General features: G+C 46.0%; 9 protein-coding genes. 7 read left to right on the plus strand and 2 right to left on the minus strand.

Annotation, left to right across the window (positions count from 1 at the left end; translation table 11 throughout):
• The first annotated feature begins 410 nt into the window (after positions 1-410).
• Both QUA33_RS13265 and QUA33_RS13270 read left to right on the plus strand, forming a co-directional pair.
• Positions 411-584, plus strand: a complete 174-nt coding sequence (locus QUA33_RS13265; protein WP_333148970.1) for a hypothetical protein — start codon at positions 411-413, stop codon at positions 582-584.
• Positions 585-663: 79 nt separating this feature from the next.
• Positions 664-1,608, plus strand: a complete 945-nt coding sequence (locus tag QUA33_RS13270) for a hypothetical protein (protein WP_333148971.1) — start codon at positions 664-666, stop codon at positions 1,606-1,608.
• 144 nt (positions 1,609-1,752) lie between these two features.
• Here the strand turns inward: QUA33_RS13270 and QUA33_RS13275 are convergent, their stop codons facing one another.
• A complete protein-coding gene (locus QUA33_RS13275) occupies positions 1,753-3,873 on the minus strand; it encodes a hypothetical protein (RefSeq protein ID WP_333148972.1) in 2,121 nt (706 codons plus the stop codon).
• A 128-nt stretch (positions 3,874-4,001) separates the two neighbouring features.
• A complete protein-coding gene (locus QUA33_RS13280) occupies positions 4,002-5,573 on the minus strand; it encodes a CHAT domain-containing protein (protein ID WP_333148973.1) in 1,572 nt (523 codons plus the stop codon).
• A 250-nt stretch (positions 5,574-5,823) separates the two neighbouring features.
• On the opposite strand from QUA33_RS13280, the gene QUA33_RS13285 reads away from it, so the two are divergent.
• The 5 genes from QUA33_RS13285 (at position 5,824) to QUA33_RS13305 (ending at position 12,432) form a co-directional block, all read left to right on the plus strand.
• A complete protein-coding gene (locus QUA33_RS13285) occupies positions 5,824-6,006 on the plus strand; it encodes a hypothetical protein (RefSeq protein WP_333148974.1) in 183 nt (60 codons plus the stop codon).
• Between the two features lie 539 nt (positions 6,007-6,545).
• Complete coding sequence (locus tag QUA33_RS13290; RefSeq protein WP_445251071.1) at positions 6,546-8,543, plus strand: FAD-dependent oxidoreductase; 1,998 nt, start codon at positions 6,546-6,548, stop codon at positions 8,541-8,543.
• A gap of 291 nt (positions 8,544-8,834) precedes the next feature.
• The gene (locus QUA33_RS13295; RefSeq protein WP_333148975.1) at positions 8,835-9,521 is read left to right on the plus strand and encodes a methyltransferase domain-containing protein; all 687 of its coding nucleotides are present in this window, start codon (positions 8,835-8,837) and stop codon (positions 9,519-9,521) included.
• Positions 9,521-10,591: an aromatic ring-hydroxylating dioxygenase subunit alpha gene (locus QUA33_RS13300; protein ID WP_333148976.1), complete on the plus strand. Its 1,071-nt coding sequence runs from the start codon at positions 9,521-9,523 to the stop codon at positions 10,589-10,591. Before QUA33_RS13295 ends, QUA33_RS13300 begins: the two co-directional genes overlap by 1 nt.
• Before the next feature lie 158 nt (positions 10,592-10,749).
• Positions 10,750-12,432, plus strand: coding sequence for a DUF262 domain-containing HNH endonuclease family protein (locus tag QUA33_RS13305; protein WP_333148977.1), 1,683 nt, complete (start codon positions 10,750-10,752; stop codon positions 12,430-12,432).
• The last annotated feature ends 74 nt before the right edge of the window (positions 12,433-12,506 follow it).

A 12,506-nucleotide genomic window follows, 5' to 3' on the forward strand; every position in this document is an offset into this window, starting at 1 on the left:
CCCAGAGTCCTCGGTTACGCCAGACTTAACAGACAGTTATAGGTAGGATTGTGGCTGCTTGTCGCATCCCTTATACAGCTTTATATCCTATAATGTCAAGCTTTTTAACCTAACTTTAAACCTCGCGACCCGGCAGGGGCTATTTTCCCGCCATGAGTGGGGAACTGAAACTTAAAGGCTGGTAGATAGACCCGATCTAAACCAAAGTTCAGGCTTGACCAATTTGGGTTTTTTGATGCCCGCTGCCGTCGGGACTTGCCAGGACGATCGCCTTTTTTGAGACTAACCGCCGGCGGGTTTAATTTCCCGCTATTTTAACACAACTTTTTTGTTGTTTGAGTACGACTGCAACTGGTGGTGCTTGACCCGCTGTTGGCCCAGGGAAAGCTCACTTGCTTGACAGACCAACTATGCCCAAGATTCCTAGCGGTTTTAACGATGTTTTTACCTACGGACGATCGCAGGAGTTTAGTGTTAAGCTGGCGAAAATGCAGAAGTCTAAAAGAGAGCTGCTGTCAGAACAAAAAAACCAAACGCTGGGGGCGAGCAAGTTATACCATTTTCGATTAAAAAATTGGCAATAACTGATGACATAAACGTTTGGAGCTTGCCTGCAGTCGCATTATTTTGGGTAACTGGTATTAGTATAAAGAGTGAGGGTTTATGGAAGATTTTGGTATTATTATTGCCTGCTGCGACCAAGATTATCTGTTTGCTAAGGGTTGCTGTGCTAGCATCCGCTATTTCCTCGGAGATGTGCCGATTTGTCTGTTGATTGACGGTACGTTTTCTGTGAGTGCTTTGGAAAAGTCATATGGGGTGCGAGTTATCAACCGCACAACTGTTTCTCAAGAAGTTCTAAGAAAAAGAAGTTTTGGTTGGGGCAAAACTAAAATGATTGCTTTTTGGGAAAGTCCTTGGTCAAATTTTATGGTTTTGGATGCCGATACGATCGTCTGGGGCGATGTTCTCAAATTGGCTAACTTTCAAGACTTTGATTTTATTGTAGACAAGCCTTGTTACGATTACCCGGATGCTGATGTTTCGGAATTTTTCTTTGACATTCCAGGCGTTGAGAAGCATTTCCCGAATTTTCGTTGGTCGGAATCGCGATCGAACTATTTCTGCACAGGCACTTTCTTTGCTAAACGCGGCGTTTTTAGCTTGGAAGAATACGTGGAAATTTTAGATTTTACGGCGGCAAATCCGGGGATATTTAAGTACGGAGAAATGGGGTTTTTGAACTTTATGATTTTCCGGGCTGCACAAGAAAATCGACTGCGGGTGCAGAATGTGGATATGCAGTTGTTGGTGCCGGATTTTGACCAGGATTTGCTGAGAAAGCGGTTTCCAGTGGAAGAAAGCGGGCCTGGGGGCGATCGCACTGAGGCAACTGTGATTCACTGGTGCGGGCCGAAGCCAACTTTATCGAGTGGGAAAGTTTACTCGGAACCGATGAATTTTTGTCGCCGCAAGTGTGAGGAGGATGTTTGGAACCGCAGGGGTTTGGCTGCCGAGATGTCGCTGCAAGTTGAGGATTTACAGCGATCGATCTACGTGTATAAGAATAAGTTTAAGAAGAAGTTTCGGCAGTTGACCGGTAAGTAGATTCAGAGTTGCGCGCGGGCGAGAAACCGGGAATCTTCCTCGATTTCTCGCCCCCCAATCCCGATTTTTTAATAGTCTTTTGTCAAGAGGCTTTTTTTAACCGCAGATGTCAGCCGATGAACCGGGATGCACGCGGATTTTGGCTTACCCATCAAGGGGTAAAGTTGGCCCGGCTGGGGGCAAAACTTGGCGGTGAACGCTTACTTTGTGGCTTTCCCGCTGAGTTTGCATTTCGACTGCGATAGCCTCAAACTCGACTTCCATGCAGCCGTAGGGAATCTCTAACTCGACACTTGCTCGAACATTTCCCAAGCCGTTAGCTTTAAATTCGGTAATCCAGCGCGGCCCGTCAAGAATCAGGTAGGTTTGTCGATCGTACACCCAAACTTTCACATAAATCCGGGGCATTAATTCCGGCAGTTGCACTTGCACTTTTACAGCCTGGCCCGCGATAATTTCGGCGCGCGGCAATTCCAAAATCGGCATCGGTACTAACTCGTCTTCTGGCAAAACGTAGGGAGTCGGGGGAGTGTCTTCTGCAGCGACAGTTCTGGTTTTTTGAGCAACTTGTTTCGGTTGCGGCGGTTCGTCAAAAACCACAAATTCTCTGGCTTCCGGGCTAGTGGATTTGGGGTCGGAAATTGTTTGGCTGGTTTCGGGTTGCTGCTGGGTTGCGCTGCTTTCTTCCACAACGGCAATAGCGTCGCTACTATTTGCGGCGGCTGTTGGAGTTGGTGACAGGGTGGTTGCTTTGAGCCAGTCGGGGGATTCACCGTTGCTGGCTAAGGAACTCAGTCGCGACCAAAATCGCCTTTCGACGTTTAAGGTTTGAAATGCCTGTTTTGTGGGTGCTGGCTGGGTTTCTGGGGCTTTTTTTTCTAATTCGACGTTGTTTTCTGGTTTTTGGTCGATCGCTCCGGTTTCCGCTGTTTGAGGGGGAGTTGGGATGTCTGAGGGTTTGGTTTGTGGGTCGCTCGATTCTGCGACCGTTCGAGGCGAATTGGAGATTTCCGACAGCAATTGCGATCGGCTGCTGTCGGGCAGTTTGTTACCAAATGCGGGCAGTTCTAGACCGCCTGCACTTGGAGTGTGACGCGAAGCCAGTAGGGGGGGTAAGGCTTCAGTAGTTGGGGCTTCGGCGGGGGAGGGAGGGTCTAAGGATTTTTCTACTAGCTTGAGAAAGGATATATTTTTGGCGCTTCCAGAAGGTTTTGAGGCTGTTGGGGAAGGTTCGGCTTGATGCTTTTCTTCGATGAAATTGTCTTTAATTTCCTGTAGAAGGTGTTCTAAACGAGCTGTAATTGTGAATAGTTTGGTGGCTAGGGTGACGCCGCCGCTGCTGAGAATTGCTTCTCCTAAAATGAGGCGGCTTTTGCATTCGGTTGGGATGTAGGTGACGCAGGCAAAGATGCAGGGGGGAACTTGTTCTGGCATCGGCTGCTGGATTTCTGCGAGAATTTTTGAGGTTTGGGGGTCGCGGAGGTAAATTTGCAGTTGTGCTGAACCGATAAGTTGTTTGAGTTCTAGCGCTTCGGATTCGGGGATGAGACTTGCTGTTTTTCTGCTTTGTTGGGGGGGTTGGGGAATGTCGATTTTGCCGGAAATGATTAAGGGGCGACCGAGTTGGGTAACGAAGGTTTCTCGATCGAGGACGAGTTCGAGTTTGACGCCCGGTTTGGGTTCGGGGGTTTGGGGAATTGGGAATTGGTAAATTTTGGTTTGCTGCGGTGCTGAATCGGCTGCTGCGATTTGGGTTGGTGCGGGGCGATCGACCGGTGCTGGAATTTGTGTGGCTGGGCGATCGACCGGTGCTGCTATTTGTGGGGTTCGGCGATCGACCGGTGCTGCGATTTGTGGCGCTGCGGGGGAAGCTGCGGGTTCGGTTTGGTCGATCGGCGGTAGGGGTTCGGAGGTTTCAGATTCTGCGGGCAATACTTCCAACTGAACGCCGTACTGCCAAGGTTTTAATGGTGTTGCTTTGGGATCTGGCAAGCAGGAGAGTTCCCACAGTCCGGGTTTGAGCCTGGTGTAGGGAATGATCACGACTAATCCTTCGGGGTTGGTGCGGGCCGATCGGCTTTGGACTTTCCGCTGCGCCCCTGGGTCGAAGGAGGTATGGGTAACGCGAATTTCGATGTCGGTGTTGGGGTGCTGAATGCGAGCAACAACACGGTATTTACCTTCTAGAATTTCCACGTCGGAGGTTTCTAGGGGCAACCAGGCGCGATCGCCTTCTTTTTGTAGCAAAAATTCTAATTTTTTCATTTTAGTTTCCCCTTGAAGGCTCCCGCTTGATTCGTCACAGCTTGGCAGCGGGCTGTTGAGCGACAGCTACAGGCATTGAATTACTTTATGTTTTATAGCCTATCATCACTCTCGGTCAAGAGGCCCACTTACCAAGGACTGCCGATAATGCTGAAAGCTGCCCAGTAGTAAGGATGGGACAAATCTTTGCTGTCGAGTTTCGAGATAGACGAGGGCAAGGGAGTTTCGCCCCGGGAACTTAGCAGTTGACCGCGTTCGATCGTCACTTTGCCTTCGATCGCACCAATTTGTGCTTGCCTGAGAGCTTCAGCTTTAATGATTGGAGGGTCTTGTGGCCTGCTGATTTTTAACTGCTGGTAAAACTCTGTCATCAGGGCGAGGGTCCCCGCATCGCTGACGTACCACAGGCTGGCGAGGGCTGATTTTGCTCCCGATTGCAGCGCTAAACCTGCAAATCCGAGTTCTGCTTCTTTGTCTCCCAAGGCGGTTCTACAGGCGCTTAATACTAACAGTTCAAGAGGGGGATTGTTCCATTTTAACTCTCTCATTTGATCTAGTCTAAGTTGCGTGTCCCAAAATTGAATGTAGGAGTTATTTGGGGTTCCGGGGCGGAATTCGGCGTGGGTGGCAAGGTGGATGATTCCGTATTTTTGTTGCAGTCGCTGGGATTGCAAGTTTACTATGGTGAAGTCTTGGTTGAGAAAGGATTGACCGGGCCACTGTCGGGCGATCGCGCCCAATTCTAACGGCACTGCTGGCAGCGGTTCTTTGTTCGCCGTTTCTGCGAAATCTGATGCGCCCATTGCTAGAACTTGCACGTTTCTGAGGTCGGTGTAATTGCTGTCTGTGAGTTTGAATGCGGGGATGCGGGCAAGGCTGTATTTTTGGATCAGAAATTGCTGTCCGTCGTGCATTGCTGCTAGGGGTACGGTTCGCAAACCTTCGCCGACGCAGAACAGCAAGGTTTCAATTTTTGCTGTTTGCAAATCTGTTTCTAGGGGTGCAACTATCCATTTGTAGAGTTGTTGGGCTGGTTCTAGATAGGTGGTGGTGTTGAGTTTTACGGGGTTGGTGATTTCGCTGCTGAATTCTTTGACTACTGAGATCAGTTTTTCTTGTTTGGCTTCCGGGACGCTGCGGTGAATAGGCGGGCGATCGGGCAATATTAAGATTAATTCTAGTTGGTCGGTGCGGGGGATAGCGTAAATTAAAGCAGGTTTTTTCTTTGTTTGAACTGCTAGGCGGGAGAGAGTTTTTGATATTGCTTCGGCGGTTTTTGCACGGGTTCCAAAGTCTTGTTCAAAGTATGTTTGATAGTCTTCTTCCCAGCTTTCTTCGATTCTGGTTACGGCTTCGGTGAGGTTGCCCCGATCGAGTAAATTTCTCATTTCTTGCCCGTTAAGCCCGCCCTCGCCGGTGTTTTGGGCAATTGTAGCGAGGTTCGCGGTACTCCAGCAGAAAAATATTGCTATCAAACAGTAAAAAATAGCTTTTTTAATTTTTTTCTGAGTCGTGTGTTTTTGGCGTTGCTGCTGGGATTGGTAGTGCATGATTTTGGGGCGGTTAAGGGCGCCGTTGGCGGCAGCAGTTGGCAAAAATTGGGATGTGGGTGGGAATTTTGACTGTGCTGGCGATCGCCGCACGATTATAGCATTCAAGAGCAGCCGCAAATATCTACCGTAGGGTGTGGGCACCAGCACTAACTGAGTCCCCGCACCAAGAAATTCGCGATTTATGTAAAAGTTTGTAAATTATGCAGGGGTTTTGCATAAACAAGACTTACACAAAAACCCGGTTTCTTCAAATAAGTCCTGTTTTTTACCTAGCAGCCAGGTGCATTTAACTGAGATGTTGCACCATTCTCAATAATCCTTTTATGAACAGACTTTCCCGCCTGTTCGACAAAAAATTGATATCTTGTGGAATGGGCCCCAGATCCCGTTCTTAAGAATGGTGCAAGATGTGAGTTTAACCGGCATTAGCTCTACGGGCGTCTTTGACTTTTTGCGGCACATCCGCACTTCTCAAGTTGAATCGGGTTTGCTCTTGGTGTTGAATGAGGAATATCATGAACCGATCGACCCTATATTGAGTGATTTCAGTAGATATATTCTCTGTATTTACTGGTTTTAACATAGTTAAGTCTTTTCGCGCCAACTTACTTAAACATCGACTGATTTATTGTTTAGCCTCGGAGATATTTCCAGTTATTTCGTACAATTAGTCGAGACTGCCTTTTGCCTAAGATTTTGCCTGAAAATCTCCTAGTTTTTTAGCATCATTCGCGGCGGTTGCCAAGAGTTGAGCAACATAAATAAAAACACTTAATTATTTAGAGGATTTTACGCTCTGGGGTCGATCGCTTTTTCCTTTTTGATTCTTGGTTCTCTGCGAGATAACTAAAGCCTGCCTCCTTCCACTATACATTGTGTGCGATCGCACTTGACCGAAAGCATCCAGGATACAAGCCCCCGGATTCATCCGTGGAGAAATAAAAAATTTGTATCCGATGAAACTTGCCCCCCGAATTTATCCGTGAAGTCAAGGCTTCAATTCTAAAATCTAAAATCTAAAATCTAAAATCTAAAATCGATTGACACGGTGCGATCGCGATCGGACTGAGGAATGTGTCTTAGTATTTCTTCACACATCCTGCTTTCAGTCTATGATATATGCCTTATGGCGTATTTGTGTTTAAAGCCCGTTACCGCGTACCGCTGATGAGTCAATCAACCAATTCACCGCTATCCCAACCAGTTTCTCGACGCACCGCCCTCAAATTCCTCGGAGTTGGTGCCGCCGGCGGGCTGCTGGGCTACTCTCGATTTTCCAAGCCAGAGCCCACCATTTTTGTGCAAGATTCTCTTGACTTGCCGCGAATGCTGAATAACCGCAAAACCGTTGCAGTTGTGGGGGCAGGCTTGGCCGGGCTCGCCTGTGCTTACGAACTCTCCCAGCGAGGTTTCGCCGTAACATTGCTCGAAAAATCGCCCCAACTCGGTGGCAAAATTGCTAGTTGGCCGATTCAAGTCGGGAACGAAACTTTTATGATGGAACACGGTTTCCACGGTTTTTTTCCGCAATACTACAACCTCAAAAGTGTGGTTGAAGAACTAGAAATTACTGATAACTTTGTATCTTTAGAATCCTACGCCGTTCTGTTTCGAGACGGCAAATACAAACCCGAAGTTTTTCGTCCCAACCATTCAGCTTTTCCCTGGAATATAGTTGACTTGGGGATATCTTCTCCCAATCGGCTTAAGTGGGGAATCAATCTGACAAAACCCGCTCACTGGCAAGTATTTCGGGAAATTGGCGGTTTTCAGACTCAAAAAAGTTTTGAGAGACTAGACAATATATCCGTTGCCGACTGGGTAAAAGGTGAATTCCCGCGCGGACTTTATGACTTGTATTTTCTGCCTTTTGCAAAATCCAGCCTCAACGCTCCCGACGAATTGAGTGCGGGAGAATTAATGCAATTTTTCCACTTTTACTTTTTCGGAAATCCAGAGGGTTTGGCTTTCAACGGCACGCGGCAAGATATGGGCACGAGTTTGGTGCAGCCTATTGCCAGAGCCATTGAAAGCAAAGGCGGCAAAGTATTGACAGATGTCGCAGTCAGTCAGATTCGCTGGGAAAAGGGTCAGATTGATTCTTTGACTTACCAATCGGGAGACGTGCAAAGTAAAATACCTTTTTGGGTGAAGCGGAATGCACTGTTAACTGACAGCAACTCCACCGAATATTTCGGCGCTGGGGACAGCGTATTTGCCGCCGCGCCGTCGGGAAAAGAGGCAATTTCTCTGAGCTGCACTCACCAAGGTTGCACTGTTCAGAAACAGAACGACGGTCAATTTCACTGTCCTTGTCACGGGGCTGTTTTTGATGCCGAAGGACGAGTTGTCAGCGGGCCTGCTCAGCGGGATTTGCCTCGATTTAAGGTAGTCGATGAAAAAGCAGATGAAATACAGTTAGCAGCGGTTAACCAATCGCAGCCTCCAAATTTGGGAGAAACATTGAAGGCTGATTACTATGTTTTGGCGGCAGATGTTCCGGGGATGCAGCATTTGTTTAGTTTGGCCAGCGGTGAGGTGAATCCGCAGGTGCAGAAGCGGATCGAGAGCTTGAACACAGCCGATCCTTTTGCGGTGGGCCGTTTTTGGTTCGATCGCGAATTTCCATGGGAACACAGCAATTTCAGTTCGCTTTCCGGCTACAAACTGACTGACAGCATTACGCTTTACCACCGAATTCAGGATCAGTTCATCGAGTGGAATCAGAAAACTGGCGGTAGTGTAGTGGAACTGCACGCTTATTGTTACAAGGAGAAGGAGTTTCCGAACCAAGAAGTTTTACTGGCTACTTTTGAGCAAGAATTGTACGAAATTGTACCGGAATTAAAAGAGGCAAATATGCTGCACCGGGAATTGGTAAATCAAAAGAATTTCTCTGGATACCCGCCCGGTAGCTATGCAGAACGACCAGAAACTTGCTGCGCTGTTCCCAATCTTTTGTTTGCGGGAGATTGGGTAAAAATGCCGTTTCCTTGCGGTTTAATGGAAAGGGCAGTGAGCAGCGGTTTGTTGGCAGCTAATGCTATTTTATATCAGGAGGGTTTGCAAAGGCGATCGCTCTTGACGGTGAATCCCGAAGGCGTGTTAAAAATCTAAGGTTTGCAGCGGGGGCGGGTTTTATAAATCGTCAATTATCGGCTGCTCTCCTCGGTGAAACCCGCCCCAGCCATACGATTTTAGATTTTAGATTTTACGCAATGAGAATGACTGATTTAATAAGGGCTTGAAGGTTTCCTACAGTTATATTCTTTTGTTAAAATGAGTTATGGTTTGTGGGTGTGGTTTACCTGAAGAGAAAAGGCAGAGCTTGCGAACAAAAAAATATCTGCGTTGAGGGGGGTGGATATACGGTTAAAATATTATTGAATGAGTACAAAGCAATAATAGATGCTGAAGAGTAACTGCACAATTCGCAATAAATCTGTAATGTTTGATGCTTTTGCAACAGAATACGATTTCGTCGCCACCTTGCAAAGCCAGAACGATTTCTTTACTAAAAATCTATCGACAAGCAAAGGTGCAGTATTAGATATTGGCTGCGGTTCGGGAATTCTTGCTTTTGAATTAGCCCAGTATTACGATAATGTAGTGGCAGTCGATTTATCAGCAAAAATGCTGGACATCGCCCGTCAAAAACGCTCAGCACCCAATATCGAATACATCCAAATGGATGCTAGTCAATTAGCACTCGATCGCAAATTTGATTTAATAGTTAGTGCTACTACTTTTCACCACCTGCCCAACCTCCCTGCCTCCCTCGCTGCAATTAAAAAATTGTTAAATCCGCACGGAAAAATCGTTTTTTTAGATAATATATCGGAAGTCGAAACACCTGCGACAATAGGCTACATATTAGGTGCGGCGAGAGATTTTAGACCCGACTGTTCCACCTACGGATTTCGCAATGCTTTAAGATTATTAAGATTTAGACTGTCGCCAAGTTGGTTGAAACATTTAGCTAGCGACAGGTATTTGTCAGAACGGAGATTTAGAAAAATTTACGGTCGTTGCTTTCCAGGCTGTTATTTTGTAAAATTGGGTTGTTTTATGGGCGTAATTTGGGAACATTTGTAATGCAAAACAACGCGATAAAATCGGTATCTGCAAGGGGAGAAAAAACTCACATCCGCCAGTTGGGCATTAATCTCGATCGCTGGTATGCCATCGCCCGCAGCACCGAGGTGCAAACTGGGCCGCTAGCTGCAAAAATCTGGAATCGGGCGATCGTACTATTCCGCGACAGTGCAGGCCAAATCAACGCTTTAGAAGATAGATGTCCGCACCGGCAAGTTAAACTCAGCCACGGCAAAGTTAAAGGCGATTTGATCGAATGTGCTTACCACGGATGGCGGTTAAATGCAAGGGGAGAATGCGCCGAAGTCGATTATTTAGCAGAAAATCAAAAGCTACCTAACTGCAAAATTCGCTCCTACCCAATCCAAGAAAAAAACGGTTTTATCTGGCTGTTTCCCGGCGACGAAACCCAAGCCGAAAAAATAGATTTATTGGAGTTGCCAGAGTGGGAACATCTAAATTATATTGCCACAGTTTCAGTCATCGACTGTGAGGCACACTATTCATTTTTAATTGAAAACTTGATGGATATGTACCACGGACACTTGCACGACGATTGGCAAGCTTGGGCAAATCCAGTGTTAGATAATTTAGAAGAAAACGAGCATCAAGTAACTGCTCGCTATCAGGCACAAAGTTATTACAAAATAGATAAAATTTGGTCAATTTCTCAGTTGTTTTTTAAATCTCTGCGCCGACTGCACCCGGAACCGCTAGAGGTGAGTTATGTTTACCCGCACTGGGTTTCAACTTTGGGGAGCGACTTTAAGATTTACTGCTTGGTTTGTCCGGTGAGCGAGACAGCAACTCGGGCTTATTTAATTCACTTTACCTCATTAAATGCGTTTTGGCGGCTGCACAAATTGCCTGTATGGTTTCGCAAGTTTATCAAAGATAGTTGTTTCGGCGCGGCTCAAAAGTTATTAGATGGTTTGGTGCGGCAGGATGTGTTAATGATTGAAGAAGAACAGCAGGCTTTTTTGCAGAATTCAGAAAGAAAGAATTATGAATTAAATCGGGCTTTAACCAGCGTGCAAAAGTTGATGAGAAGTCAGGCAGAAAATGGGTAATTCAGGATCGGATTGAAACCTGCGGCGGGACGAATGAACCAGCCTGCACAGGCTAAGTTGAGGGTTCGCCTTTCCAAGCTTGAGCATGGTATTATACCAACAGGAAAAATTGACTTTCGGGAAGCAATTACCAATCACACCTAACACAGGAACCAAGCATGAACCGTGTCAGCATCAAGGGTGAGGAACACCCCATTAGGAAAATCTTTAGCGATGACTTTATGTTCACCATTCCCCTCTACCAGCGTCCCTATGCTTGGACAAATGAGCAAGCTGGGGAACTGCTCGAAGACCTGTTAACATTCTTGGGAGATGGTAACGACACGATTGATAAACTCAACCCGTACTTTCTAGGCAGCATTGTTTTGATCAAATCGGAGCAGCCAGCCGCTGAAATTGTAGATGGTCAGCAACGTCTAACAACTCTCACCATACTACTAGCTGCTCTCAGGGAATCATTGCCAACACAACACGCCAATGACTTGACCACTTATCTATACCAAAGAGGCAGCTTAATCGCGGGTATAGATAATCGTTACCGTCTGACTTTGCGCGAGCGAGATGCAGAATTTTTCAAGGAATATATTCAAAATGAAGGTGGTATTAACAAGCTCCAAAAATTAAACAATGCTGAGCTGATGGATACTCAGAAGCTTATTAAAGAAAATGCACATTTATTCTTGCAACGTTTGCAGACTATCGCGGAATCCCACCGTATACGTCTTGCCCAGTTCATCATTACCCAGTGCTTCTTGGTAGTGGTTTCTACGCCTGACTTTGACTCTGCTTATCGGATATTTTCTGTGTTGAACAACAGGGGATTGGATCTCTCCATAACTGATATCTTGAAAGCGGACATTATTGGAAAAATACCCGAAAGCCAACAAGAAAAATATACTAAAAAGTGGGAAGATACCGAGGAGGAGCTGGGACGCGAGTTATTCAAAGACTTGTTTTCTCATATTCGGATGATTAAGGAAAAGAAAAAACTTAGCAAGAGTATCCTTAAAGAGTTTCAGGAAAACATCAATCCTGCTGCAGGGTCTCAGCAATTCATTGATGAAATTTTAGATCCTTATGCTAAGGCTTTTTCGGAAATTCACAACTCAACCTATGAAAGCGAGCGGCGTGCCGAGGAAATTAATCAACTATTTAAATGGTTAAACAAAATTGAGAATGTTGACTGGATACCGCCTGCCATTTTCTACCTATCGCGTAACCGTAATAACCCCGAGAATTTGGTGCGTTTTTTTACAGATTTAGACCGCCTTGCGGCAGGTTTAATGATTGTCCGCGCCAATATTAATAAACGGATTGAACGTTACAGCAGATTGCTTACTGCTATTGAACAAGAGGAAGATTTATTCAATTCCAATTCACCGCTCCAGTTTACTCCTGAAGAGTCAAACAATATCCTTAGAGTCCTCGATAGTGACCTTTATCTAATCCAAAAAATTCGTCTTTATGTTTTGCTGCGCTTAGATGCTGCTCTGTCAGAAGGTGAAGCATCTTACAACTTCTCCAAAATTACTGTCGAGCACGTACTTCCCCAAAATCCAGGGGCTAATAGTGAGTGGATGAAGTGGTTTCCTAGTCAGGAAGAGCGCGATCAATATGTACATCGTCTTGGCAACTTAGTTTTGCTATCTGGTGCGAAAAACACTCAGGCAAAAAATTATGATTTTGATGTGAAAAAGCAGAAGTATTTCACTACTAAAACGGGCGTTTCACCCTTTGTGCTTACTACCCAAGTGCTGCGGGAACAGGAATGGACGCCAGAAGTAATCGCTCGACGACAGAAAGAGCTGATTAATGTTCTCAAGAATCTTTGGCGCTTATAGGATAATTGAATTTGATATCAAATCGCTCTTATCTGTCCATCAGCACAAAACCATCTGCGTCCATCTGCGTCCAT

Origin of the sequence: Microcoleus sp. Pol14D4 (assembly GCF_036701245.1) — a bacterium.
Taxonomy (GTDB): Bacteria; Cyanobacteriota; Cyanobacteriia; order Cyanobacteriales; family Microcoleaceae; genus Microcoleus.

What these genes read in the sequence shown, in the direction of transcription:
- QUA33_RS13265 (WP_333148970.1), top strand. Translation starts at nt 411, where the DNA reads ATGCCCAAGATTCCTAGCGGTTTTAACGATGTTTTTACCTACGGACGA.
- QUA33_RS13270 (WP_333148971.1), top strand. Translation starts at nt 664, where the DNA reads ATGGAAGATTTTGGTATTATTATTGCCTGCTGCGACCAAGATTATCTG.
- QUA33_RS13275 (WP_333148972.1), bottom strand. Translation starts at nt 3,873, where the DNA reads ATGAAAAAATTAGAATTTTTGCTACAAAAAGAAGGCGATCGCGCCTGG.
- QUA33_RS13285 (WP_333148974.1), top strand. Translation starts at nt 5,824, where the DNA reads ATGGTGCAAGATGTGAGTTTAACCGGCATTAGCTCTACGGGCGTCTTT.
- QUA33_RS13290 (WP_445251071.1), top strand. Translation starts at nt 6,546, where the DNA reads ATGCCTTATGGCGTATTTGTGTTTAAAGCCCGTTACCGCGTACCGCTG.
- QUA33_RS13295 (WP_333148975.1), top strand. Translation starts at nt 8,835, where the DNA reads ATGCTGAAGAGTAACTGCACAATTCGCAATAAATCTGTAATGTTTGAT.
- QUA33_RS13300 (WP_333148976.1), top strand. Translation starts at nt 9,521, where the DNA reads ATGCAAAACAACGCGATAAAATCGGTATCTGCAAGGGGAGAAAAAACT.
- QUA33_RS13305 (WP_333148977.1), top strand. Translation starts at nt 10,750, where the DNA reads ATGAACCGTGTCAGCATCAAGGGTGAGGAACACCCCATTAGGAAAATC.